The 24,468-nt window shown below is 67.1% G+C and carries 25 protein-coding genes; 15 read left to right on the top strand and 10 right to left on the bottom strand.

Annotated features, from left to right (window positions below; translation table 11 throughout):
• Positions 1-3 precede the first annotated feature (3 nt).
• Both DWF00_RS27670 and DWF00_RS27675 read left to right on the top strand, forming a co-directional pair.
• The gene (locus DWF00_RS27670; RefSeq protein WP_342769143.1) at positions 4-891 is read left to right on the top strand and encodes a DUF6772 family protein; all 888 of its coding nucleotides are present in this window, start codon (positions 4-6) and stop codon (positions 889-891) included.
• Complete coding sequence (locus DWF00_RS27675; protein WP_114832193.1) at positions 891-1,226, top strand: hypothetical protein; 336 nt, start codon at positions 891-893, stop codon at positions 1,224-1,226. The genes DWF00_RS27670 and DWF00_RS27675 overlap by 1 nt, the downstream gene beginning before the upstream one ends.
• 200 nt (positions 1,227-1,426) lie before the next feature.
• On the opposite strand, the gene DWF00_RS27680 is transcribed toward DWF00_RS27675, so the two are convergent.
• The 4 genes from DWF00_RS27680 to DWF00_RS27695 all read right to left on the bottom strand — a co-directional run bounded on the left by DWF00_RS27680 (position 1,427) and on the right by DWF00_RS27695 (position 4,881).
• The gene (locus DWF00_RS27680) at positions 1,427-3,148 is read right to left on the bottom strand and encodes an MFS transporter (RefSeq protein ID WP_114832192.1); all 1,722 of its coding nucleotides are present in this window, start codon (positions 3,146-3,148) and stop codon (positions 1,427-1,429) included.
• A gap of 109 nt (positions 3,149-3,257) precedes the next feature.
• Positions 3,258-3,557, bottom strand: coding sequence for a helix-turn-helix domain-containing protein (locus DWF00_RS27685; RefSeq protein ID WP_245974351.1), 300 nt, complete (start codon positions 3,555-3,557; stop codon positions 3,258-3,260).
• Positions 3,554-3,892 (bottom strand): type II toxin-antitoxin system RelE/ParE family toxin, encoded by a 339-nt coding sequence (locus DWF00_RS27690; protein WP_114832191.1) that lies wholly within the window; start codon positions 3,890-3,892, stop codon positions 3,554-3,556. The genes DWF00_RS27685 and DWF00_RS27690 overlap by 4 nt, the downstream gene beginning before the upstream one ends.
• 101 nt (positions 3,893-3,993) lie before the next feature.
• A complete protein-coding gene (locus tag DWF00_RS27695) occupies positions 3,994-4,881 on the bottom strand; it encodes a protein-methionine-sulfoxide reductase heme-binding subunit MsrQ (protein ID WP_114832216.1) in 888 nt (295 codons plus the stop codon).
• Between the two features lie 176 nt (positions 4,882-5,057).
• On the opposite strand from DWF00_RS27695, the gene DWF00_RS27700 reads away from it, so the two are divergent.
• From DWF00_RS27700 to DWF00_RS27710, 3 genes are all read left to right on the top strand, one after another.
• Positions 5,058-5,672 carry an HAD family hydrolase gene (locus tag DWF00_RS27700; RefSeq protein WP_114832190.1) on the top strand — a complete coding sequence of 205 codons (615 nt, stop codon included), beginning with the start codon at positions 5,058-5,060 and terminating at the stop codon, positions 5,670-5,672.
• A gap of 39 nt (positions 5,673-5,711) precedes the next feature.
• Positions 5,712-7,022: an MFS transporter gene (locus DWF00_RS27705; RefSeq protein ID WP_114832189.1), complete on the top strand. Its 1,311-nt coding sequence runs from the start codon at positions 5,712-5,714 to the stop codon at positions 7,020-7,022.
• Between the two features lie 209 nt (positions 7,023-7,231).
• Positions 7,232-8,404: a hypothetical protein gene (locus tag DWF00_RS27710; RefSeq protein WP_147283819.1), complete on the top strand. Its 1,173-nt coding sequence runs from the start codon at positions 7,232-7,234 to the stop codon at positions 8,402-8,404.
• 56 nt (positions 8,405-8,460) lie between these two features.
• Here DWF00_RS27710 and lepA read toward each other — a convergent pair whose 3' ends face one another.
• Positions 8,461-10,266, bottom strand: coding sequence for a translation elongation factor 4 (lepA, locus tag DWF00_RS27715; RefSeq protein WP_114832187.1), 1,806 nt, complete (start codon positions 10,264-10,266; stop codon positions 8,461-8,463).
• Between the two features lie 200 nt (positions 10,267-10,466).
• Here lepA and DWF00_RS27720 point away from each other — a divergent pair, with 200 nt between their 5' ends.
• Complete coding sequence (locus DWF00_RS27720; protein WP_114832215.1) at positions 10,467-11,003, top strand: GNAT family N-acetyltransferase; 537 nt, start codon at positions 10,467-10,469, stop codon at positions 11,001-11,003.
• Between the two features lie 148 nt (positions 11,004-11,151).
• Here the strand turns inward: DWF00_RS27720 and DWF00_RS27725 are convergent, their stop codons facing one another.
• The 3 genes from DWF00_RS27725 to hrcA all read right to left on the bottom strand — a co-directional run bounded on the left by DWF00_RS27725 (position 11,152) and on the right by hrcA (position 13,050).
• On the bottom strand, positions 11,152-11,406 hold the full coding sequence (locus tag DWF00_RS27725; protein WP_114832186.1) for a DUF3297 family protein: 255 nt from the start codon (positions 11,404-11,406) through the stop codon (positions 11,152-11,154).
• Between the two features lie 145 nt (positions 11,407-11,551).
• Positions 11,552-11,740: a hypothetical protein gene (locus DWF00_RS29230; protein WP_147283818.1), complete on the bottom strand. Its 189-nt coding sequence runs from the start codon at positions 11,738-11,740 to the stop codon at positions 11,552-11,554.
• Positions 11,741-11,934: 194 nt separating this feature from the next.
• Complete coding sequence (hrcA, locus tag DWF00_RS27730) at positions 11,935-13,050, bottom strand: heat-inducible transcriptional repressor HrcA (RefSeq protein WP_425453190.1); 1,116 nt, start codon at positions 13,048-13,050, stop codon at positions 11,935-11,937.
• Positions 13,051-13,320: 270 nt separating this feature from the next.
• Between hrcA and rph the strand changes: the two genes are divergently transcribed.
• The 3 genes from rph (at position 13,321) to hemW (ending at position 16,067) form a co-directional block, all read left to right on the top strand.
• Complete coding sequence (gene rph, locus DWF00_RS27735; RefSeq protein WP_114832184.1) at positions 13,321-14,037, top strand: ribonuclease PH; 717 nt, start codon at positions 13,321-13,323, stop codon at positions 14,035-14,037.
• A 183-nt stretch (positions 14,038-14,220) separates the two neighbouring features.
• A complete protein-coding gene (gene rdgB, locus DWF00_RS27740; RefSeq protein WP_425453189.1) occupies positions 14,221-14,868 on the top strand; it encodes an RdgB/HAM1 family non-canonical purine NTP pyrophosphatase in 648 nt (215 codons plus the stop codon).
• Positions 14,865-16,067 carry a radical SAM family heme chaperone HemW gene (gene hemW, locus DWF00_RS27745; protein ID WP_245974353.1) on the top strand — a complete coding sequence of 401 codons (1,203 nt, stop codon included), beginning with the start codon at positions 14,865-14,867 and terminating at the stop codon, positions 16,065-16,067. Before rdgB ends, hemW begins: the two co-directional genes overlap by 4 nt.
• Positions 16,068-16,182: 115 nt before the next feature.
• Here hemW and DWF00_RS27750 read toward each other — a convergent pair whose 3' ends face one another.
• Entirely contained in the window at positions 16,183-17,391 is a 1,209-nt protein-coding gene (locus tag DWF00_RS27750; protein WP_245974355.1) for a penicillin-binding protein activator, read from the bottom strand.
• A gap of 195 nt (positions 17,392-17,586) precedes the next feature.
• On the opposite strand from DWF00_RS27750, the gene rsmI reads away from it, so the two are divergent.
• From rsmI to gshB, 3 genes are all read left to right on the top strand, one after another.
• The gene (gene rsmI, locus DWF00_RS27755) at positions 17,587-18,495 is read left to right on the top strand and encodes a 16S rRNA (cytidine(1402)-2'-O)-methyltransferase (RefSeq protein WP_114832182.1); all 909 of its coding nucleotides are present in this window, start codon (positions 17,587-17,589) and stop codon (positions 18,493-18,495) included.
• Between the two features lie 59 nt (positions 18,496-18,554).
• The gene (locus DWF00_RS27760; RefSeq protein ID WP_114832212.1) at positions 18,555-18,872 is read left to right on the top strand and encodes a YraN family protein; all 318 of its coding nucleotides are present in this window, start codon (positions 18,555-18,557) and stop codon (positions 18,870-18,872) included.
• Between the two features lie 71 nt (positions 18,873-18,943).
• A complete protein-coding gene (gene gshB, locus DWF00_RS27765) occupies positions 18,944-19,891 on the top strand; it encodes a glutathione synthase (protein WP_114832181.1) in 948 nt (315 codons plus the stop codon).
• Between the two features lie 163 nt (positions 19,892-20,054).
• Here gshB and DWF00_RS27770 read toward each other — a convergent pair whose 3' ends face one another.
• Positions 20,055-20,840 (bottom strand): HesA/MoeB/ThiF family protein, encoded by a 786-nt coding sequence (locus tag DWF00_RS27770; protein WP_114832180.1) that lies wholly within the window; start codon positions 20,838-20,840, stop codon positions 20,055-20,057.
• 256 nt (positions 20,841-21,096) lie between these two features.
• Between DWF00_RS27770 and DWF00_RS27775 the strand changes: the two genes are divergently transcribed.
• The 3 genes from DWF00_RS27775 to DWF00_RS27785 are packed head-to-tail and all read left to right on the top strand — an operon-like array spanning position 21,097 to position 24,386.
• A complete protein-coding gene (locus tag DWF00_RS27775; RefSeq protein WP_114832179.1) occupies positions 21,097-22,098 on the top strand; it encodes a BMP family lipoprotein in 1,002 nt (333 codons plus the stop codon).
• A 24-nt stretch (positions 22,099-22,122) separates the two neighbouring features.
• Complete coding sequence (locus DWF00_RS27780) at positions 22,123-22,860, top strand: MBL fold metallo-hydrolase (RefSeq protein ID WP_114832178.1); 738 nt, start codon at positions 22,123-22,125, stop codon at positions 22,858-22,860.
• The gene (locus tag DWF00_RS27785) at positions 22,857-24,386 is read left to right on the top strand and encodes an ABC transporter ATP-binding protein (protein WP_114832177.1); all 1,530 of its coding nucleotides are present in this window, start codon (positions 22,857-22,859) and stop codon (positions 24,384-24,386) included. The genes DWF00_RS27780 and DWF00_RS27785 overlap by 4 nt, the downstream gene beginning before the upstream one ends.
• The last annotated feature ends 82 nt before the right edge of the window (positions 24,387-24,468 follow it).

Raw genomic sequence — 24,468 nt, forward strand, 5'->3', positions numbered from 1 at the left:
GTCATGACCCAACTCGACGACATGCGCCGCGCCATCCGCGAAGCCGATCCAAAGCTCAGCCGCTACGACCCCCTGCCCCGAATCATCAGCTTCGACGATTTCGACCGCGGCATGTGCGGCTGGACCCAGCTCGTCGGCAACTACGAGATCTCGCTCGACCAGATGCTGCCGGGCTACGCCCAGCACACCCACGCCCAGCTCTCGACCCTGCCGAACTGGGATTTCGGCTCGCATGGCGGCGTCGACGGCTCCTATGCGCTGAAGCTGGCGACGCGGGCCAGGCGCGGCGCGCAGAACGTCACGCTGAAGCGACTGACCTTCCGCAAGCCGGGGCCGATCCGGATGGAGTGCTACTTCACCTTCAAGCCGGAGGCGACCGAGCTGCAGCTGATGGAGACCGACGTGCGCTCCTTCGGCTTCCTCTACGACCTGCAGGTCGGCGACCGGGCCGGCGCGGGCGGCGAGCGCGTGATGCCGCACCTGCGCTTCCTGAACGCGCAGGACGGCAAGCACCTGCAGAAGTGGCAGTTCAAGCGCAAGACCACTGAGATCAAGCCGATCGGCAACGTCGGCAAGACGATCTCGCACTACCACCTCGCGGATTCGGATTGGGAGGACCTGCCCGGCGGCGAGCAGAAGCTCTGCTACAACGAGATTCCGACCAAGATTAACTGGCACTACCTGCGCTTCGACTTCGACCTTTCGACGATGCAGGCGACCGGCTTCCAGGTGAACGACCGCACCTTCGACCTCGCCACCTTCGACTGCATCCGCATCCCGGCGATGAAGAATCTCTGGTGCATGCTGAACCTGTGCTTCTTCGCCGAGACCGACACCGACAAGCGCACCTTCGCCTATCTCGACTCGGTCTGCCTTTCGGGGGATTTCTGATGCTGCCTGAAAACCTCACCGCCGTCGTCGCCCGCAACGAGACCTGGACGGGCCATTCCGCGACCGAGCCCTACGAGTGCGGCTGGGCCAAGGAAGCTATCGCCTTCGTGCGGGCGCTCAAGGCCCCGAAGGGCAAGCTGCCCAAGGCGCGCATCGAGATCTCCGCCGACGGCATGCACTGGGCGCCGGAGGGTTCGAGCTTCGAGCTGCCGGCGGCACTCGACGCCGTGACCTTCCAGCGCGTCGCGCATTTCGGCAGCTTCCTGCGCGTTGCGGCTGATGTGCCTGATGGAGCTGAGATCACCGTGCTGGTGACGCTGCACCTGAAGGCTTGAGGTTGCTTGAAAGGGCGCGGGAGCCCCTCCCCCTTGCGGGGAGGGGTCGGGGTGGGGGGCGAAAAGTCAAAGCTCTCGCTCCTGCATTCCGCTGCTTCGCCAATAACCAGCAGCGCAGCACCCGGTCGTTCGCCCCCCCATCCCCATACCCTTCCCCACTAGGGGGAAGGGAGGCGTTTCGTCGATGAGCCCCTCGCCGCTCAGGCCGAGCGCGGGTCCGTCATCGGGCTCGCCATGTCCTGCGTCGGCCGCGCCGGGGCGAAGGGCAGCGAGTCGGTCTGGCGCTCGATGACGCGGTGGACGCGCGGCGGCTCCGCGCCCTGGTGCAGGGCGCGGACGCGGTCGCCGATCGCGGCGTCGGCCTGGGTGACGCGCTGGTTCTGGCGGACGTACTCGACCCAGGTCGGGCTGTCATAGCGCTCGATCCAGAGCTGCGGATCGGTCAAATCGCGCAGCAGCGCCCAGTGGCGAGCGCCATCGCGGCGGCGGATGCGGCGGCGCTCGGCCATCACATTCAGGAACGGAACCACGTCCTCCTCGCGGATGATGTACTCGATCGTGACGATGATCGGCCCGCTGCGCGGCTCGATATCGACCGCGACCTTGGGCTCCTGCCAACGGCTGAGCGGGTCGAGGTTGAGCTGCTCCAGCGGCGGCAGCGCATAGCGCAGGCCGAGCGCGGCGCCGATGACAAGCGCGATGGCGGCAAGGACGAGCGCCTTCTCCGTGCCGTAGGCGGCCGAGGCCGCGCCCCAGACCCAGCTGCCCGCCGCCATGCCGCCGAAGGTCGCCATCTGGTAGAGCGCCAGCGCCCGCCCCACGACCCAGCGCGGGGCGGAGAGCTGCACCGTGGCATTGAAGGTCGAGAGCGCCAGCACCCAGCTCGCCCCGGCAATGACCAGCGCCGCCATGCTGAGCCCGGTCATCGTGCTGTAGCCGGTCACCGCCACCGCCAGCCCGAAGGCGATGAAGGAGCCGCGCACCAGCGTTTCGGTGGAGAAGGCGGCGCGCAGGCGCGCGCTGAGGAAGGCGCCGGCGATGGCGCCAATGCCGAAGGCGCCGAGCAGCAGGCCGAAGGTGAGCGGGCCGCCCTTGACCAGATCGCGCGCCACCAGCGGCAGCAGCGCCTGCGCCGAGATGGCGCCGAAGCCGAAGGCGGCGCCGCGCACGAGCACGGAGCGGATGTTCGGCGACATCGCGACATAGCGCAGGCCAGCGCTCATCGCGATGCCCAGCGTCTCGCGCGGCAGCAACCGCTCGACGACCGGCGGGCGCCAACGCGCCAGCACGACGATGAGGCCGATATAGCTGACCGCGTTGACCGCAAACGCGACGACCACGCCCGCCGCCGCCACGACGATGCCGCCCAGAGCCGGGCCGACGCTGCGGGCGATGTTGAAGCCGACGCTGTTCAGCGTGATCGCGGCCGGCAGGTCCGGGCGCGGCACCATCTCGCCGACCGAGGATTGCCAGGCCGGGCCGTTCAGCGCGGTGCCGCAGCCGATCAGGAAGGTGAAGCTCAGCAGGAGCCATGGCGTCATCACGCCGAGCCAGGCGGTCAGCGCCAGCGCGATGGAGACCGCGAACATGAAGCACTGCGCGACCAGCATCACCTTGCGCCGGTCGTAATTGTCGGAGACCGCGCCGGCGGCGAGCGAGAACATCATGACCGGCAGGGTCGTCGAGGCCTGCACCAGCGCGACGATGTCGGCGGAGGTGGCGATCGAGGTCATCAGCCAGGCGGCGCCGACCGACTGGATCATGCCGCCGAAATAGGAGGCCAGGCTGGCGAACCAGACGGCGCGGAAGATCGGCTGGCGCAACGGCAGGAAAGGCGAGGCCGAGCCGTTGCCCAACCCCTCGGCAGCCACCTCGGCGGCTGCAACATCGGCGGTGGGCTGGGCTCGTTGATCGTCAGGCATGTGACAAGGGTTAGAGCCTCAATGCCGGGCTGCCAACCAGCTTGAGACTATTCTTCTTCGAAAGCTTTGCTGGTTGAAATGCTCGTATCGAGTTTCGCTTGGCGCGCAGTCACGCCGCCCGCTTCTGCGCCCGAATCTTCTTGACCTTCATCTCGACGCGGTAGCCGGCGCGCGCGAGCAGCGTCATCAACTGGTCGAGGCTGAACAGTTGGATCTTGCCGTTCACCAGTTCGGAGACGCGTGGCTGGGTGATGCCGAGATGTCTGGCGGCCTCGGCCTGGGTCCAGGCCTTCTTCTTGATGAGGTCGTCGAGCGACATCATCAGCTCGGAGCGCATGCGCATGTTCGCCGCCTCCTCGGGCGTATCAGTGGCGGCGTCCCAGATATTGGCAACCTCGACATAGCTCACCGCCCCACCTCCTTCAGCTCGACATAACGAGCCCGACCGATGTCGATATCGCGCTTGTCGGTCTTCTGCGTCTTCTTTTCGAAGCAATGCAGCACGTAAACTGCATCGGCCAGCTTCGCGACATAGAAGACCCGGAACATGCCGGCTTCGTCGCTCACGCGGATTTCGAATGCTCCCGCGCCCACCGTCGGCATTGGCTTGAAGCTCCTTGGCGAGCGGCCAAGCTGAACCTGATCCAGCTGGTAGCCAGCCTCCTGCCTGACGGCAGGTCGCACCTTCTGAAGTTGAGCGAGGGAATCGCCCCAGAACCGGAGTGCCTTACGCTCGCGCCGCATGCCGGCTTATACGAAAATCTGCATAATTTGTCGAGCCTGGCAAGGCTCGTCAGCAGGCGACGGCAGGTGGATTCGCGCATCACGCAATGAACGCGGGAAGGTCACGACCCCGCCTCGGCCGGCACCCTCGCCCGCTCACGCCGCGGCCGGCGCTGGGCCGGCGCCCGCACGGCACGAACCAGCGCCACGGCGAGCCCGGCGAGCAGGACCCAGTGGCCCGGGCGCAGGAAGGTGATGTCGCCATAGGTGAAGGCGTCGAAATTGGCCTGGAAGACCAGCCAGGCCGAGACGCCGGTGGTGAGCGCGTACCAGGCCGTCTCGCAGAGCGCCGTGAGAAGCCCAGTCACCAGCGCGGCCAGGACGAGCCGGGGCGTGTCGAGCGGTATCTTCAGGCGGTTCATCAGCCGGTAGACCAGCAGCAGCGCGTAGAGCCCGGTCATCAGGGCGGGCTGGGTGACGTCGAGCTTCGACTGCAGGGCGAAATGCAGCAGGCCGAGCCCGGTGATGACGTAGACGAGGTTGTGCAGCCGCTGCCAGTTGGCCGAGCCGAGCCGGCGAATCATCGCGTCGGTCGAGGTGACGCCGAGCGCGATGAGCCCGAGCAGCGCGGTGAAGCCGACGATCAGGTAGAAGCGCTTGACGATCTCGGAGACGATCAGGCCCCAGTCGAAGGCGAGGTCGATGCAATAGAGCGTCAGGTGCGCCAGCGCGTAGAACATCACGAACAGGCCGACCATACGGCGCACGCCGACCAGCTTCGGCCAGTCGAAGATGCGCCGGAACGGCGTGATCGCCAGCGTCAGCACGAGGATGCGCACTGCCCAGGTGCCTGTGTCGTGCACGGCCTGGGTCCAGGGCTTGGAGCCGAGCTGGTTGGTCCAGGCATCGAAGGCGAGCCAGAGGGCCGGCACCAGCATCAGCGCGAAAGTCGCGGCGCGCAGGGACGAGAAGCGCCCTTTCCGGTCAAGCCATGGCAGCCAGTCGTTCATGCCCGTCTCCATATTCGGACGCGACTCCGATGCATTTTCCATGCGCGAGCCGATGCATAGCCCGCTCGAAAATGCTGTGCTGGTGATACGCGAAGCATCTTGCCTCTGTCTCGCTGCTCTGCACACAAGGGCGTGAGCCCTATGCGACCACACTCGAGTTCGTTGACGGATACGCCATGGTTACGATCTCCCCCATCGTCGTCTTCGATGTCGGCAACGTCCTGCTGCGCTGGGACCCGCGCCATCTCTACCGCCAGCTGATCCCGGACCAGGAGCGGATGCACTGGTTCATGCAGAACGTCTGCACCTCCGCCTGGAACCTGGAGCAGGATCGCGGCCGACCCTGGGCCGATGCCGTGGCGCTGCTCGTCGCGCAGCATCCGGAATGGGAGCGGGAGATCCGGGCCTATGACGAGCGCTGGCACGAGACGGTCGCCGGCGTGATCGAGGACAGCGTCGCCGTGCTGGCCGAGCTGAAGGCGCGGGGCGACAAGGTCTACGGCATCACCAATTTCTCGCGCGAGAAATGGGCGGAAAGCCTGATCCGCTACCCCTTCCTCGGCACGTTCGACGGCGTCATCGTCTCGGCGCATGAGCAGTTGGTGAAGCCGGACCCGGCGATCTACCAGACGCTGTTCGAGCGTTACGGGCTCACGGCCGCCGAATGCATCTTCGTCGACGACAGCGAGAAGAACATCAGGGGCGCCCGGGCCGTCGGCATGCAGGCGGTGCATTTCGTCGAGCCGATCGATTTGCGGGCAGAGCTCAGGGGCCTGGGCGTCGCGCTCTAGCGCGGTTTGCCGGGCCATGTGGAGAAGGCGTTCAGCACCATGAGCATCCCCGTCGAGAGCGCCCTCACCATGGCCGGCACCGGCCCGTTCCAGCGCAGGCTGCTCGGCATTTTCGGGCTGGTCTGGGCCGCGGACGCGATGCAGGTGCTGGCAGTCGGCTTCACCGCGGCCTCGATCGCCGCGACATTCGGCCTGACCGTGCCGGAGGCCCTGCAGACCGGGACGCTGTTCTTCCTGGGCATGCTGATCGGCGCGGCCTTGTTCGGCCGCCTCGCCGATCGCTATGGCCGACGTCGGGTGCTGCTGATCACGGTCGCCTGCGATGCGGTGTTCGGGCTGCTCTCGGTCTTCGCGCCCTCCTTCGCCATCCTGCTCGGCTTGCGCTTCCTGACCGGCATAGCGGTCGGCGGCACCTTGCCGGTCGACTACGCGATGATGGCGGAGTTCCTGCCGCCGAAGAACCGCGGGCGCTGGCTGGTGATGCTGGAAGGCTTCTGGGCGGTCGGCACGATCATCGTCGCGCTCGCGGCATGGGCGGCGAGCGTGGCCGGCCTCGCCGATGCCTGGCGCTGGATCTTCGCGGTAACCGCCTTTCCGGCGCTGATTGGCATCTGGCTGCGCTTCTGGGTGCCGGAATCGCCGATGTACCTGATCAAGGAAGGCCGGCGCGAGGAGGCGCGGAACGTCCTCAACCAGGTCCTGCGGGCGAACGGGCAGGCCGAGCTGCCGGCCGGCACGGCGATCACCGTGCCGCAGGCCAGGCCGGGCGCCAGCCTGTTCTCGCCGGACCTGCTGCGCCGGACCTTGTCGATCCTCGCCATCTGGTTCCTGGTCTCGGTCTCCTATTACGGCGTCTTCACCTGGATGCCGGCCAAGCTCGCCGGCGAGGGCTTCGGCTTCGTGCGCGGCTACGGCTTCCTCGTCGTCGTCGCGCTGGCGCAGATCCCCGGCTATGTGCTGGCGGCCTATGGCGTCGAGCAATGGGGCCGGCGGCCGACGCTGATCGGCTTCCTGCTGCTCAGCGCGGCCAGCTGCATGCTGTTCGTCGTGGCGAGCAGCGCGACCGTGATCGGCGCCTCGATCCTGCTGATGAGCTTCGCCCTGCTCGGCACCTGGGGCGCGCTCTACGCCTTCACACCGGAACTCTACCCGACCGAGCTGCGCGGCACCGGCATGGGCGCAGCCGGCGCGATGGCGCGGCTCGGCGGGCTGCTGGCGCCTTCGGCCGTAGCGCTGGTGATCGCGCAGAGCTTTACGGCGGCGATCGGGCTGTTCGCGGTGCTGCTGCTGCTCGGGGCGCTGGCGGCATTCCTGATCGATGCCGAGACGAAGCGGGCGGCGCTGGCGTAGCCAAGGGCCCATTTCCGCGACCTTCGTCTTGGGGCTTGCCGCAGGCTTGAGGGCTCCGGCCCAGGCAGGGATTTGCCGTCGCCGAGCCTACCCCCTCCCCCATTTGAACGACGCGGGGGCCGGGGCCCCCAGCCTAGAATCCCGACCTTGCAGCGCCGCGTTGTATGCGTCCCAGCAACCAGCTGCGCTTACGGCGAAGGGGTTCCACAATGGCTCTGTTATCGGACATGCAGGATCTGAGCTGGAGCGTAATCTGCAAGGGTCCAAAGCGAACCTTCTGGTGGCGCTATGATTTCAAGTCATCAAACAACACCGTCAAATGGACGGATGAACATAACGGCCGATCGGGAAGCGGGCGTTGGGTCATCAAGAATGGCCAGCTTATAACGACGTGGCTTCCGTCCAAGACCGTCGAATGGTGGAAATGGCAGATCGACACCGAGAATTGGTCGGGAACCTGCAAGATGGATGGAGATCCAGATACCTATATTTTGAGCGCCAAATGCAGAAATTACGTTGAGACCGGCACGGTCGTCATTTTCTCGCGCACGCCCGAAACCAAGGCGCGCTTCCTGGAGAGGTGCAAGCAGGCGCGCGGGCATATCGACCACGCACAGACCCTGTTGGAAGTGTGGCTCAGCACTGTTGCGATAGCCTATGGCCAAGCTTACGGCGCGCATCGCTCACTTCTAGACGGAATTTCCGCCACGGAGAAGCTTGGCCATGACTTGCTGCTGGGCTTCGCTCTCGCGTTTGTCGGCGGCGGTGCGGGCAGCGTCGTCGGAGCCTTGGTTGGAAGCACGGTCAAGGAGGTCATGAAGGATGCGCTGGGGCAGGGCTTCATGATCGACGGCATCAAGGACCTGGCGAAATTCTCGGTGAGAGGAACCGGCGCCGATGTATTTCGTGCAAAATCAAATGCAAAAATGCCGACAGATCCATTTCTATGGAAGGAAAACGTCCGGCGAGTGGTATTGGCCGAGTTCGGGCTGATAAAGGGAATTGTCAATGCTTGGGAAGCGGCTGTCTACAGCGACGAACCCATCTACGGCGACGACGACGAGATCCTCCCGGATTTCGATCCCGTCAAAGAGGCCCAAGACGATCTACGGCTTACGGTCAACGGAGTTCCCTTGGCCATCGGCGCCTTACCGGACATTGACCAAGACGCCTTGCAGAAAGCCTACGAAAAGGGCTTCCTCGTCGGTTGGATCAAGACCTGCGGAAGGAATGCCACGCAGGTACCGCTCGCGCGTGAATCCGTTATTGGTGACCTTCGAAATGCTGGTGTCCGCTTAGGCGTGACCGATATTGATCAGCTCCTCAACCAGTATATTCCCGGCACCGATTGGTCTGCTTGGACGCCTCCCGCGGGAATGTAGGCTTCCGCTGGATTGAACTGATACCTGCCTCACGAGCCTGCCAAGCGGCTTGCCTCTCACGAATCCATTTTGAGCGCCGCAATGAACGCCTCCTGCGGGATTTCGACCTTGCCGAACTGCCGCATCTTCTTCTTGCCTTCCTTCTGCTTGTCCAGAAGCTTGCGCTTGCGCGAGGCGTCGCCGCCATAGCACTTGGCGGTCACGTCCTTGCGCAGCGCCCGGATGGTCTCGCGGGCGATGATCTTGCCGCCGATGGCCGCCTGGACCGGAATCTGGAACATGTGCGGCGGGATCAACTCCTTGAGCTTCTCGCACATCGCCCGGCCGCGCGCGTCGGCGCGGGTGCGGTGAACCAGCATCGAGAGCGCGTCGACCGGCTCGGCATTGACCAGGATCGACATGCGCACGAGGTCGCCCTCGCGGTAGTCGGTGATGGCGTAGTCGAAGGAGGCATAGCCCTTCGAGATCGACTTGAGCCGATCGTAGAAGTCGAACACGACCTCGTTCAGCGGCAGGTCGTAGACGACCTTGGCGCGCGAGCCGACATAGTTGAGGTCGATCTGCAGGCCGCGCCGGTCCTGGCAGAGCTTCAGCACCGAGCCGAGATACTCGTCCGGCGTGAAGATCGTCGCCCGGATCCAGGGCTCCTCGATCGTCTCGATCTTCATCACGTCCGGCATGTCGGCCGGGTTGTGCAGTTCGAGCGTCTCGCCGTCGCGCAGCTTGAGGTGGTAGACCACCGAGGGCGCGGTCGAGATCAGGTTGAGGTTGAACTCGCGCTCCAGCCGCTCCTGGATGATCTCCAGATGCAGCAGCCCGAGGAAGCCGCAGCGGAAGCCGAAGCCGAGCGCGGCCGAGGTCTCCATTTCATAGGAGAAGCTCGCGTCGTTCAAGCGCAGCCGCGACATGGCGCTGCGCAGCACCTCGAAATCGGCGGCGTCGACCGGGAAGATGCCGCAGAACACCACCGGCTGCACCGGCTTGAAGCCCGGCAGCGGCTCGGCGATCGGCTTCTTGTCGTCGGTGATGGTGTCGCCAACGGCGGTGTCGGCGACTTCCTTGATCGAGGCGGTGAAGAAGCCGACCTCGCCTGGCCCGAGTTCCTTGACCTCCAGCATCTTCGGCTTGAACACGCCGACGCGGTCGACGCCATAGACGGCGTTGGCCCGCATCATCCGGATGGTCATGTTCTTCTTCAGCACGCCGTCGATGATGCGCACCAGTACGACGACGCCGAGATAGGCGTCGTACCAGCTGTCGACCAGCAGCGCCTTGAGCGGCGCCTCAAGATCGCCCTTCGGCGCCGGCAGCCGCTTGACGATGGCCTCGAGCACGCCCTCGATGTTCAGGCCGGTCTTGGCCGAGATCGGCACCGCCTCGGAGGCGTCGAGGCCGATCACGTCCTCGATCTGCTGCTTGATGCGCTCGGGCTCGGCGGCGGGGAGGTCGATTTTGTTGAGGACGGTGACGATCTCGTGGCCGGCATCGAGCGCCTGGTAGACGTTGGCGAGCGTCTGCGCCTCGACGCCCTGCGAGGCGTCGACGACGAGCAGCGAACCCTCGCAGGCCGCCAGCGAGCGCGAGACCTCATAGGCGAAGTCGACATGGCCCGGCGTGTCCATCAGGTTCAGGACGTAGTCCTTGCCGTCCTCGGCGCGGTAGTCGAGCCGGACGGTCTGGGCCTTGATGGTGATGCCGCGCTCCTTCTCGATATCCATCGAGTCGAGGATCTGCTCGCTCATGTCGCGCGCGGCGACCGTGCCGGTCTGCTGGATCAGCCGGTCGGCGAGGGTCGATTTGCCGTGGTCGATATGGGCCACGATCGAGAAATTGCGGATGTTGTCGAAACTGCGCGTGCTCATGGCCGCGCAATAGCAGCGATGCCGGGCCGGGCCAAGCGTTTGCGGCAGGGCTCTTGCTATAGGCAACGCATTCCATGACTTGACATTCCACTATATCGGATTTTTTTCTATCAAGATGGAATCCTTCGCAAGGAGGATATGGCGGCCTGCCGGCCGTCATGCCGACAATGGCCCGGCAGCCGAATTCTGAGATGGATGCGATGACGCAGCTTACCGAGGCCGTTTCGATCGACCTGCTCGACGCCGATGGCGCGCGCGAGGCCATTCCCGCACTCTGCGACATCCTGCAGGACGTCGTCGCGAATGGCGCCTCGGTCGGCTTCATGGCCTGGAATGCGCGGGCCGACTACGAGCGCTTCTGGGCCGACATCGCGGAGGGCGTCGCAGCCGGGCAGATCCTGCTGCTGGCAGCATGGCTCGACGGAAGGATCGTCGGCACGGCGCAGGTGCATCCGGCGGGCAAGCCGAATCAGCCGCACCGGGCCGATGTCGCCAAGGTGCTGGTGCATTCCTCGGCGCAGCGGCGCGGCCTCGGCGAAGCGCTGATGCTGGCGGCGGAGGACATGGCGCGGAAGGCAGGACGCAACCTGCTCTGCCTCGACACCGACGAGTTCGGCGCGGCAAGGCGGCTCTACAACCGCCTGGGCTGGACCGAGATCGGCACGATCCCGCGCTATGCGCTGATGCCTGATGGCAGCGATTGCGGCTCGACGTTCTTCTACAAGAGCCTGATTTGAGGTGCGGATGGGAGAGTTCGGCCCTCCCCGTCATGCTCGCCCTTGTGGCGAGCATCCACGTCTTGAACGCTCATCGTAGGCTAAAGACGTGGATGGTCGGGACAAGCCCGACCATGACGGCGGAGGCCAGTCTTGCCGGATCGCGGCCTCAGGCTTCCGGCGCTTCCGCCTTGCGGAAATAGGGCTCGACCGGGCCCTTCAGCGTGATCGTCATCGGCCGGCCGAAGCGGTCCTTGGCGGCGCCGGCCGCGACCTTGATCCAGCCCTCGCTGACGCAATATTCCTCGACATTGGTCTTATCGACGCCCTTGAAGCGGATGCCGACATCCTTCGTCAGCACGTCGGCGTCGTAAAAGGGGCTGTCCGGGTTGACGGAGAGACGGTCGGGAAGCGTGTCGGTCATTGTCTGTGGCCTTGTGGTCGGGGAGCGCGCGTGAGCCGCTTTGGCGGCACAGGTAGCGCCAGAATGCGCGGATGCCAAATCCCGGCTGGCTTGAGCCGTCAGGAGAGCGATGCGAGCTTCGCCGTCCACGCCGGCGAACACTTCATCACCGACTGGCTGGAGTAGGCGGAGCGAGCAAGAAATACTGCTCCAACTCCGGCCTTTCTTGAGGCGGAACCTCTTCTTCAAGGGCCGCTTCAAAGTCTGGATCGATCTCGCCCGTCAACGCGTCGAGCCACTCCCAGCCTGTGACGACTGGCGTGGTCGCGACCTCATCGGGTGGCGTCTTTGGCATGGGCGATCTCCCCATCACAGCTTCGGTCGCATCGCGGAGGCATGTATCAGGCTTGTTTGACACTATAGCCCTCATCCTGAGGAGCGCGGAGCGAGTCTCGAAGGATGGTTCAGTGCGCGCTGGAGCATCCTTCGAGACGCGCTCCGCGCTCCTCAGGATGAGGGTTGAAACGCCGGCAACCAGCCGCAATGCCGCTACCGCCCGCCTTCCAGCAACCGCCCGACCACCTTCGCGGTGTAGTCGACCATCGGCACGATGCGGGCATAGTTCAGCCGGGTCGGGCCGATGATGCCGACGACGCCGACGATGCGCTGCTCGCCGTCGCGGAAGGGCGCCGCGATCATCGAGGAGCCGGACATCGAGAAGAGCTTGTTCTCGGAGCCGATGAAGATGCGGACGCCGTCGCCATCCTCGGCCCGGGTCAGCAGGTCGATGACGTCGGTCTGGGTCTCGAGGTCGCCGAAGAGCAGGCGGATGCGCTCGAGATCCTCCTGGGCCCTGAGGTCATCGAGCAGGTTCGCCTGGCCGCGCACGATCAGGTGGCGGTCGCTCGTCGGGCCGGAGGAGGTGGCGATGCCGCTCTCCACCAGTTTCGCGGTCAGGACGTCGAGCTCGCTCTCCATCACGGCGCGGTGCTCGGCGATCTCGCGGCGCAGGTCGGCCAGTGTCTTGCCGAGGATGCGGGAGTTGAGGAAGTTTCCGGCCTCCGTCAGGGCCGAGGCCGGCAGGCCGGGCGGCAGGGCGAGCAGGCGGTTCTCGACCGTGCCGTCCTCCGCCACCAGCACGACCAGCGCGCGCGCCGGATCGAGCCGGACGAACTCGATATGCTTCAGCCGGGCATTGGCCTTGGTGGTGACGACGACGCCGGCGCCGCGCGACAGGCCCGACAGCAGCGCCGAGGCCTCGGTCAACGTGCCGTCCATCGTGCGGCCGGTTGCGGCGGCGCGCATCTGCGCCTCGATCTTGCTGCGCTCGTCGGAGCTGAGATTGCCGACCTCCATCATCGCATCGACGAAGAAGCGCAGGCCGCGCTCGGTCGGCAGGCGCCCGGCCGAGGTGTGCGGCGCGTAGATCAGCCCGGCGAGCTCGAGATCGGTCATGACGTTGCGCACCGTCGCGGGCGACAGCGTCATCGGCAGCAGGCGGGCGATGTTGCGCGAGCCGACCGGCTCGCCGGTGGCGAGATAGCCGTCGACGATCTGGCGAAAAATCTCGCGCGAGCGCTGATCGGTCTCGACCAGGCCGCCGGGGCTTTCCGGCTTCGAATGCGCGCTCATCGCGATAGGGCTTTCAGGTTGCGCATGGCCCATTGTCCCTGTGGCGAGGCCAGGGATCAAGTGATCTCTTCCTTCTCCCTCTTGCGGGAGAAGGTCGATCGGCGCAGCCGAGACGGATGAGGGGTCGCGCGACGATTGCCGATGTCGCTTCATCACATGCGGCGGGTTGGGAAAGGGTAGCGCGACCCCTCATCCGCCCCTACGGGGCACCTTCTCCCGCAAGAGGGAGAAGGGGGAGCTTTGCCTTGCCGCCTCCCGCTCAAGCGCCTACAAGCCGCCAACCTCAGACATCAGGATAACACGATGCGACCCTCCAAACGCGCGGCCGACGAGATGCGCAAGGTCACGCTGGAACGCGGCGTGGTCCGCTATGCCGAAGGCTCCTGCATGGTGACCTTCGGCGAGACCAAGGTGCTCTGCGCCGCGACGGTCGAGGAAAAGGGCCCGCCCTGGCTGCGCGGCACCGGCAAGGGCTGGGTCACCGCCGAATACTCGATGCTGCCGCGCGCGACGCATGAGCGCACCCGCCGCGAGGTCACCTCCGGCAAGCCGTCCGGCCGGACACAGGAAATCCAGCGCCTGATCGGGCGCAGCCTGCGGGCCGTGGTCGACCTGACCGCGATCGGCGAGCGCCAGATCGTAGTCGATTGCGACGTGCTGCAAGCCGATGGCGGCACGCGCACGGCCTCGATCACCGGCGCCTGGGTCGCGCTGCACGATGCGCTGAAATGGATGGAGGGGCGCGGCCTGCTCAAGGGCGCGAACCCGCTGAAAGACCATGTCGCCGCGATCTCCTGCGGCATCGTCGCCGGCAACCCGGTGATCGATCTCGACTATGTCGAGGATTCCGGCGCGCAGACCGACGCCAACTTCGTCATCACCGGCTCCGGCGGCCTCGTCGAGGTGCAGGGCACGGCCGAGGGCGCGCCCTTTTCGGAGGACGAGCTGATGGCGCTGCTCAGGCTCGCCAAGGGCGGGGTCGGCAAGCTGGTCGAGCTGCAGAAGGCGGCGGTCGCGTAACAGAGGGCGAGGGATGAGTTGGACGGAGATCGGACTCGGGGTAGGCATCGCCTTGGCGGTGTTGCTCGTCGTGATCGCCGTTAGCCTTCGCCCGAACCAAACCACGACCACTCGCAAGCAGTCGTCCGATCCACCCGACCGTGGCTACGAGCCGCCGCGCGATGACGGCGGGGGACACCCAGTATGAACTTAATGACAACGCCTCACCGCCTCCTCTCCGGCAAAGTCGTGCTCGCGACCCATAACCAGGGCAAGCTGCGCGAGATGCGCGAGCTGATGGCGCCCTATGGCATCGAGTTGGTCTCGGCCGGCGAGCTCGGCCTGCCCGAGCCGGACGAGACCGGGCACATGTTCTCGGAGAATGCGGCGATCAAGGCGGTCGCGGCGACGCAGGCCAGCGGCTTGCCGGCGCTCTCCGACGATTCCGGCATCTGCGTCGAGGCGCTTGATGGCGCGCCGGGCCTGTTCTCGGCCAACTGGGCCGGGCCGGGCAAGGACTTCAAGCCAGCGATGGCGCGCGTGCTCAACGAGCTCGCCAAGCGCGGCGCGGTGTCGCCGGACAAGCGCCGGGCGCATTTCGTCTCGGCGCTGGTGATCGCCTGGCCGGACGGGCACCAGGAGCTGTTCGAGGGCCGTGTCTACGGCGAAATCGTCGACGCGCCGCGTGGCACCGGCGGCTTCGGCTACAATCCGATCTTCCAGCCCGATGGCTACGACCAGACCTTCGCCGAGATGGGCTCGACGGTGAAGAGCGGCGTCGACGACGCGCTGTCGCATCGGGCGCGGGCCTTCAAGCTGCTCGCCGCCGCCTGCCTGAGGAAGCCGGCGTGAACGCGCTTGCGGCAACCGCCGAGCGTCCGCTTGTGCCCGAGCACCCGACGGCCGATGCCGGCTTTGCCGTCTATGTGCATTGGCCGTTCTGCCTGGCCAAATGCCCCTATTGCGACTTCAACAGCCATGTCCGGCACGCGCCGCCCGACCAGGCGCGCTATGTCGCGGCCTTCCGGCGCGAGATTGCGCATCGCGCCGCGCTGGCACCGGGCCGCACGGTGTCCTCGATCTTCTTCGGCGGCGGCACGCCCTCGCTGATGGAGGGCCGCACGGTCGGCGCAATCCTCGACGCGATCGGCGAGCATTGGGCGATCGATCCGAAATGCGAGGTCTCGCTCGAGGCCAACCCGACCAGCGTCGAGGCCGGACGCTTCCAGGACTTTCGCGCCGCCGGCGTCAACCGCGTCTCGCTCGGCGTGCAGGCGCTGAACGACGCCGACCTCAAGGCGCTCGGGCGGATGCATTCGACGCAGGAGGCGCTCGATGCGGTTGCAATCGCGCGGCGCTATTTCGAGCGCTACTCGTTCGACCTGATCTATGCCCGCTCGGCCGAGCAGACGCCGGCTCTGTGGCGGGCCGAGCTGGAGCTGGCGATCAGCCATGCGGCCGAGCATCTCTCGCTCTACCAGCTCACCATCGAACCGGAGACGATGTTCGAGCGGCTGTACCGGGCGGGCAAGCTCTCGATCCCGGATCACGAGGCTGGCGCGGTGCTCTACGAGATCACGCAGGAGATCACGGCGAGGCACGGCCTGCCGGTCTACGAAATCTCGAACCATGCGCGGCCGGGCGCCGAGTGCCGACACAACCTGGTCTACTGGCGCTATGGCGAATATGCCGGGATCGGGCCCGGCGCCCATGGCAGGCTTGTCACGGCGGATGGCCGCATGGCGCAGTCGACCGAGAAGGCACCGGAGACCTGGCTCGGCCGCGTCGAGGCCGAGGGCTATGCGCTGATCGAGGACGAGTTGCTCAATGCCGAAGCGCAGGGCGACGAGTACCTGCTGATGGGTCTCAGGCTGGTCGAGGGCATCGACCCGGCCAAGTTCGCCGCGCTCTCCGGCCGGGAGCTGAAGACCTCGCGCGTCAACAGCCTCGTTGACGACGGCCTGCTGACCTACAAGCTCGACGGCAAGCTCGCGGCGACGCCGAATGGCGCGCTGGTGCTGGATGCGGTGGTAGCCGATCTGGCGGCGTGACCACCCGCCGTCATGCTCGGGCTTGTCCCGAGCATCCGCGTCTTGAACACCGCCCTCGATAAGCGAAGACGTGGATGGTCGGGACAAGCCCGACCATGACGGGGAATGCTGTGGCTTACTGCGTCCGCGGCCCCAGATCCCGCGGCGCGGGATTGACCGTGACGATCTGGCCGTTGCGCAGTTCGAGCACGGCGAGGCCGCGGTCGATCTGACCTTCGGGCCGGAAGCGGAAGACGCCGTCGGCGCCGGCAAAACCCTGCGGGTTGGTCAGCACCGCCTCCGAGAAGCGCTGGCTGCCCTGCGTGCGCGCCAAGGCAGCCGCGAGCGAAACGGCGTCATAGGCGAGCGTCGCGGTGCGGGTCGGAGAACTGTTGAAGCGGGCCTGGTAACGGCCGGCGAAGGCGTTGAAGCCCGCCGTATCCGGCGAGGCGAACCAGCCGCCCTGGATCGCCGGCACGCGCGCGACATTGGCGTCGTTCCAGACGCCGGTGCCGAGCGGCTTGACCTTGGCGGGATCGTAGCCGGCCTGCTGCAGGATCAGGCCGAGCGTCGGCATCGCATCGGCGGCGGCCGGGACGAAGAGCGCGTCGGCCTGCTGCAGGGCCGGCACCAGCCGCTGCGCGGCGGCGCGCATGTTGTTCTGGTCGGGCGTGAAGCGCTCGATCACCACGACGCGCGCGCCCTGGCTGGCGACGGCCTGCTGGAAGGCGGCCTCGACCACCTTGCCATAGGCGGTATCAGGCACCAGCGCGGCGAAGGATTTCCGCCCCTGCGACGAAGCATAGGCGATGACACGGTTGACGTCGTTCTCGGGCGGGAAGGAGAGCAGGTAGACGCCGCGCCCTGCGACATTGGTGTCGCTGGAGAAAGCCATGACCGGGCGGTTGGCCGAGCGCGCGACCTGGCCGACGGCCTGGACCGACGGCGCGAAGAGCGGGCCGATGATCAGCTCGGCGCCCTCGCCGATCGCCTCCTGCGCCGCCGCGCGCGCGCCTTCCGGCGAGCCGCGGTCGTCCTTGACCAGCAGCGTCAGGTCGGCGCCGGGGAATTCCGCCAGCGCCATCTCGGCCGCGTTCTTCAGCGAATTGCCGACGGTCGCGCCAGCGCCCTCGGCCGTAAGCGGCAGGATGAGCCCGACGCGGACCTTGCCGGTGCCGAGCGTCTGGCCTGCCGGCGCCTGGCCCGCCTGCGCGGACGGGGTGGTGCCGCTGTCGAAGCCGGGCAGGCCGGACATGCCGCCGGTGCAGGCCGAGAGCGCCAGCGCCAGGCCGGCGGCGAGCGCTGGCAAACGCAGGAGCGGGAGGGTGAGCCGTTGAAGCCGCACGGTTTGATCTCCAGACGTCGGCAAGGGAAGCGGTCGTTCGACCGCGCCCGGCAATGACTTTCCACGACCGTGGAGATGTCCTGCCAGTCCGACATGCTATTTTCAAGTTGTTAACTCTGTGTTGCAGCAGCGTGAAGCCCGGCAAGGCGCGACCGGCCGTGGCGCCGACCCGACGGTTGTGGCAGCGTGCCGGCCATGTCGACGCCTTCAAATCCCCCGCGCGCCCCGAGCTACACCGCCTTCGGCCTGCGGGCCGAGGCCGAGCCGCTGGCGCCCGGGCTCCATATCGTCGCGACGCCGATCGGCAATCTGCGCGACATCTCCTTTCGCGCGCTGGCGACGCTGGCCGCGGCCGATGTCGTGCTGGCCGAGGACACCCGCACCAGCAAGACGCTGCTGGCGCATTACGGCATCTCGACGCCGCTGCTGCCCTATCACGAGCACAACGCCGCGCAGATGCGCCCAAAGATCCTCGCCAAGCTGCGCGAGGGCGGCAAGCTGGCGCTGATCTCGGATGCCGGCACGCCGCTGGTCTCCGACCCCGGCTACAAGCTCGTCGCCGATGTGGTGGCGGAAGGGCTGCCGGTGACCGGCATTCCCGGCGCCTCGGCCGTGCTGGCGGCGCTGGTGCTGGCGGGATTGCCGACCGACCGCTTCTTCTTCGAGGGTTTTTTGCCGCCGAAATCGGCGGGGCGGCGCGGGCGGTTGACCGAGCTTGCCGCGATACCGGGCACGCTGGTCTTCTTCGAATCGCCGCGCCGGCTCGCCGAGATGCTGGAGGATGCCGCGGCCACGCTGGGCGCGCGGCCCGCCGCAGTGGCGCGCGAGCTGACTAAATATCACGAGACGGTGCAGCGCGGCACGCTCGCCGAGCTTGCGGCGCATTACGGCGAGGACGAGGAGGCCCGCGGCGAGATCGTCGTGATCATCGGCCCGCCCGGCGCGGACTCGCTGCTGCCGGCCGAGGACGTCATCGACGCCAGGCTGCGCGACGCGCTCGGGCGGCTCTCGCTGAAGGAGGCGGTGGCGCAGGTCGCGGCCGAGACCGGCCAGCCGCGCCGCAAGGTCTATGCCCGCGCACTCGAGCTGACGCGCGAGCCGTGAGCATCGGGGCGCGCAGCCAGAGGGCGAAGCGCTCCGGCATCACCGGCCGGCGCGGCGAGATGCTGGCGATCCTCTGGCTCACGGCGAAGGGCTACCGGCTGCTGTCGCAGCGCTTCGGCGGCAAGGGCGGCGAGATCGACCTGATCGTGAAGCGCGGACGCACCGTCGCCTTCGTCGAGGTCAAGGCGCGCGGCGCGCTCGACGACGCGCTCACCGCGATCACGCCGCAGAAGCGCCGGCTGGTCGAGGCGCGCGTCCGGCAGTGGCTGGCGCAGAACCCCTGGGCGATGGACCATTACTTGCGGGCCGATGCCGTCTTCCTGGCGCCCTGGCGGCGACCGCGCCATGTGCCCGGCGCTTTCGAGCTTCTCCTCTGACGCGCGGCGGCCCCTCTTGCGCAGGTGGGGGCGGGAAGCCGATATGAGGCCGCGCAACAGGAACCTTGCCCATGACCCTCACCGTCGCCATCCAGATGGACCCGATCGAGCGCATCCGGATCGCCGGTGATTCAGGTTTCGCCCTGATGCTGGAAGCCCAGGCACGCGGCCACAAGCTCTACACCTACACCCCGGACAAGCTCTCGCTGCGCGACGGCAAGGTCACCGCGCCGATCCGCCTGGTCGAGGTGCGCGATGTCGAGGGCGACCATTTCACGCTCGGCGCTGAAGAGCGCACCGACCTCTCGACGCTCGACGTCATCCTGCTGCGGCAAGACCCGCCCTTCGACATGGCCTACATCACCTCGACCCATATGCTCGAGCGCATCCACCCCAAGACGCTGGTGGTCAACGATCCCGCAGCGGTGCGCAACGCGCCCGAGAAGATCCTGGTCACGCATTTCCCCGAGCTGATGCCGCCGACGCTGATCACCCGCGACAAGGCCGAGATCGAGGCCTTCCGCGACGAGTTCGGCGAGATCGTGATGAAGCCGCTCTACGGCCATGGCGGCGCGACCGTGTTCAAGACCGGCAAGGGCGACCCGAATTTCGGCTCGCTGTTCGACCTGTTCTCGGGGATCTTCAAGGAGGCCTGGGTCGTCCAGCGCTTCATGAAGGAGGTCAGCGCCGGCGACAAGCGCATCATCCTGGTCGACGGCAAGGCGGCAGGCGCCGTCAACCGCGTGCCGGCCGAGGGCGACCTGCGCGCCAACATGGTGCGCGGCGGCGCGGCCAGGCCGACCGACCTGTCGAAGCGCGAGCTGGAAATCTGCGAGGCGATCGGCCCGACCCTGAAGGAGCGCGGCCTGATCCTCGTCGGCATCGACGTCATCGGCGGCAACCTGACCGAGATCAACGTCACCGCGCCGACCGGCATCCGCGCGATCAAGAAGCTCGGCGGGCCGGACATCGCGGCGCAGGTCTGGGACGCGATCGAGGCGAAGCGCGCCGGGCGGTAGGCGCCCCTCCCGCCATTGCCAGCGTGGCTCCACCCGTCATTGCGAGGAGCGCAGCGACGAAGCAATCCAGGGGGGACCGGGTGAGCGAGCCCCCTGGATTGCTTCGCTGCGCTCGCAATGACGGCAGCGAGGCTGCGATGCCGAGCCTACCGGACAGTTCGCTTCACCCGCGAGCGAGCGCCGTGCCGTTCAGCGGGTTGGCCGGGTCCCAACCGTAGCGCATCATGTCGAAGCGCATGGTCAGCGCGTCGACCAGCAGGAATTTTCCGACCAGCGGCTCGCCGAAGCCGGTGATGGCGCGGATGACCTCCAAGGCCATCAGCGAGCCCATCGTGCCGGCGAGCGCGCCGAGCACGCCGACCTCGGCGCAGGTCGGGATCATGCCGGGCGGTGGCGGATCGGGGAAGAGGCAGCGATAGGTCGGGTTCGGCGTGCCGTCCGCGCCCTTCTCATGCGGGCGAAGCGTCGTCAGCGAGCCGTCGAAGCGGCCGAGCGCGGCGGTGACCAGCGGCTTCTTCTCATGGAAGCAGGCATCGGAGACGGCATAGCGCGTCTCGAAATTGTCGGAGCCGTCAGCGACCACGTCGTAGAAGGCGATCATGGCGCGGGCGTTGTGCGCGTCGATGCGGGTGACGTGCTCCTCGACCGCGACATGCGGGTTGAGCCGCTTGACGAAGCCCGCCGCCGCCACGGCCTTGTTGGCGCCGGTATCGGCGCTGGAGAAGATCGTCTGGCGCTGCAGGTTGGAGAGCGAGACGTGGTCGTCGTCGACGATGCCGATCATGCCGACGCCGGCCGCCGCGAGATATTGGATCAGCGGCGCGCCGAGGCCGCCGGCGCCGATCACCAGCACGCTGGCGCGCTTCAGCTTCGCCTGGCCGGGGCCGCCGATCTCCGGCAGCACCAGATGGCGCGCATAGCGTTCGATCTCGTCGTCGTTCAGGCCCATGGCCTAGAGTTAAGCTGCCCAAGCCTTTCCGGCAATTGCCGCGGTGCCTGATGCCGAAAAGTGCGAAGCGGCTTTCGGACGACATCATGCCCCTACTTTTTGATGAGAGGCGGATTCAGACCTCGAATGGCGCCGCCATGCGGCGGCATTCAAGATCATCCGGCTCTCGCGACCTTGGCCATGCCGCCGAGCCATGTCATCGTATTGTCAGGCAGGGGCGGCGAACCGCCCCGCGCGTGCAACAGGGGAACAGTTCATGCGTCTCAAAACTCTCGCGCTGGCCTTGGCCGGCGTCGCCCTCTCGGCCGTCGCCGCCGTCGCGCAGACGCCGATCAAGCCGGCCGTCGTCTACGACAAGGGCGGCAAGTTCGACAAATCCTTCAACGAGGCGGCCTTCATCGGCGCGGAGAAGTTCAAGCAGGAGACCGGCACCGAGTTCCGCGACTTCGAGCCGAACAACGACGCGCAGATCGAGCAGGCGCTGCGCCGCTTCGCCCGCGACGGCAATTCGCCGATCATCGCTGTCGGCTTCAGCCAGGCCACGGCCCTGCAGAAAGTTGCGGCCGAGTTCCCCGACCTCAAGTTCACCATCATCGACATGGTGGTGGAGCTGCCGAACGTGCAGTCGATCGTGTTCAAGGAGCACGAGGGCTCCTACATCGTCGGCCTGCTCGCCGCGATGGCGTCGAAGACCGGCAAGGTCGGCTTCGTCGGCGGCATGGACATCCCGCTGATCCGCAAATTCGCCTGCGGCTACGTCCAGGGCGTCAAGGCGGCCAAGCCCGACGCCGAGATCTTCCAGAACATGACGGGATCGACGCCGCAGGCCTGGAACGACCCGGTCAAAGGCGGCGAGCTCGCCAAATCGCAGATCGACCGCGGCGCCGACGTGATCTACCACGCCGCCGGCGGCACCGGCATCGGCGTGCTGCGCGCCGCGGCCGATGCCGGCAAGCTCGGCATCGGCGTCGATTCCAACCAGAACGGGCTCCAGCCCGGCAAGGTGCTGACCTCGATGCTGAAGCGCGTCGACGTCGCCGCCTACAACTCCTTCAAGGCCGCCCGCGACGGCACCTGGAAGCCCGGCGTCTCCGTGCTCGGCCTCAAGGAGGACGGCATCGCCTGGGCGCTCGACGACAACAACAAGGCGCTGATCACGCCCGAGATGAAGGCCGCCGCCGACAAGGCCAAGGCCGACATCATCGCCGGCACCGTGAAGGTGCACGACTACATGTCCGACTCGAAATGCACGATGTGAGGTGACGCCGCGCCTCGCCCGATCATGAAGATCACCATCCTCGGTTCCGGCGATGCGTTCGGCACGGGCGGGCGCTTCAACACCTGCCTGCATGTCGAGGGCGGCGCAGACCGGATGCTGCTCGATTGCGGCTCGTCCAGCATGGTCGCGCTCAACAAGGCCGGCGTCCAGCGCAACGGGCTCTCGACGCTGCTGTTCACGCATTTCCACGGCGACCATTTCGGCGCCCTGCCCGCCTTCCTGCTCGACGCGCAATTCGTCTCGCGCCGGGAGGAGAAGCTGACCATCGCCGGGCCGGCCGGCATCGAGCATCGCGTCCTGCATATGCTCGAAGCGGATTTTCCCGGCGCCTCCAGCAATCCGTGGAACTTCCCGATCAGCTTCGTCGAGGTGACGCCGGAGGCCCCTGCAACCCTCGCCGGCTTCGAGGTCGCGGCCTTCGCGATGGTGCATGACGAGCGCGCCGGGCCGTGCCAGGGCTACCAGCTCAGGCGCGATGGCAAGGTCTTCGCCTTTTCCGGCGACACGGCCTGGACCGATGCTCTGATCCGGCTGGCCGAGGGCGCCGACATCCTGCTGGTCGAGTGCTACAACTACGACAAGCCGCTGGTGAACCATATCGACTACAAGACACTGCGGGCGCATCGCGCCGAGCTCGGGGCGGCCCGCATCGTGCTGACCCATATGGGTCCGGGCATGCTGGCGCATGGCGGGCCCCTGCCGGAAGAGCGGGCGCATGACGGCATGGTGCTGGTGCCATGAGCGAAGCCGCGCCCGCCATCGAACTCGTCGCGATCAGCAAGAGTTTTGGCCCGGTCAAGGCCAACCGGGACGTCTCGCTCAGCGTCGCGGCAGGTTCGATCCACGGCATCGTCGGCGAGAACGGCGCCGGGAAATCGACGCTGATGTCGATCCTCTACGGCTTCTACGAGGCCGATTCCGGCGAGATCAGGATCGGCGGGAGCGCGCTCCCGATCCGCTCCTCGGCCGACGCGATCGCAGCCGGGATCGGCATGGTCCACCAGCACTTCATGCTGGTCGAGCCGCTCAGCGTGGCCGAGAACGTCGTGCTCGGGGCCGAGGGCGGCGCGCGGCTCAAGCGTGGGATCGCGCAGGCGCGGGCGGAACTCGCGCGGCTCTCGCAGGAATACGGGCTCGTCATCGACCCGGACGCGATCGTCGGCGACCTCTCGGTCGGATTGCAGCAGCGCGTCGAGATCCTGAAGGCGCTCTATCGCGGTGCCGAGATCCTGATCCTGGACGAGCCGACCGCCGTGCTGACCCCGCCCGAGGCCGACCAGCTCTTCGCTCTGCTGCGGGCACTCAGGGCGCAGGGCAAGACGGTGATCCTGATCACGCACAAGCTGCGCGAGATCATGGATGTCACCGACACGGTCTCGGTGATGCGGCGCGGCGAGATGATCGCGCATTACCGGACGGCCGAGACCTCGCCGCCGGCGCTCGCCGAGGCGATGGTCGGGCGGCGCGTGCTGCTGCGCGTCGACAAGGAGCCGCGCGAGCGCGGCAAGCCGGTGCTGGAGGTCGCGGGCCTCAGCGTCACCGACGAGCGCGGCGTCGAGCGCCTGAGCGAGGCGAGCCTGACCCTGCATGCCGGCGAGATCGTCGGCATCGCCGGCGTCGCCGGCAACGGCCAGAGCGAGCTGCTGGAGGTGCTGGCCGGGCTGATCCAGCCGGCGCGCGGCGTGATCCGGCTCGATGGCGCGATCCTGAACGCGCGCGACCGCAACCCGGCGAAGCTGCGCCGGCTCGGGCTGATGCACATCCCCGAGGACAGGCAGAAGATGGGTCTCGTCACCGCCTTCCCGGCCGCCGAGAACAGCGTGCTGGGCTACCACGACGATCCCAGCTTCGGGCCGGGCCCGTTCCTCTCGCCGGCGCGGATCGAGGCCCATGCGCTCTCCGGCATGGAAGCCTACGACGTGCGTCCGGCCGATCCCAACCTCAAGACGGCGAAATTCTCCGGCGGCAACCAGCAGAAGATCGTGCTGGCGCGCGAGATCGAGCGGGCGCCGAAGGTGCTGCTCGTCGGCCAGCCGACGCGCGGCGTCGATATCGGCGCGATCGAGTTCATCCACCGCCGCCTGATCGCGCTGCGCGATGCCGGAGTGGCGATCCTGCTGGTCTCGGTCGAGCTCGACGAGGTGATGGCGCTGTCCGACCGCATCCTGGCGATGTGCGGCGGTCGGATCACCGGCGAGCGCGTGGCCGAGAGCGCGGACGAGAAGGATATCGGGCTGCTGATGGCCGGCGTGAGCGAGGCGGCTTGATGGGGATGCTGCACTCGTCGCGCGAGTCTGGCTCTTCCCTGCCCCCTTGTGGGGAAGGGAGAGGGATGGGGGGCGGACGACC

The organism is Allobosea caraganae (genome assembly GCF_003351345.1).
In the GTDB taxonomy this organism is placed as follows: domain Bacteria; phylum Pseudomonadota; class Alphaproteobacteria; order Rhizobiales; family Beijerinckiaceae; genus Allobosea; species Allobosea caraganae.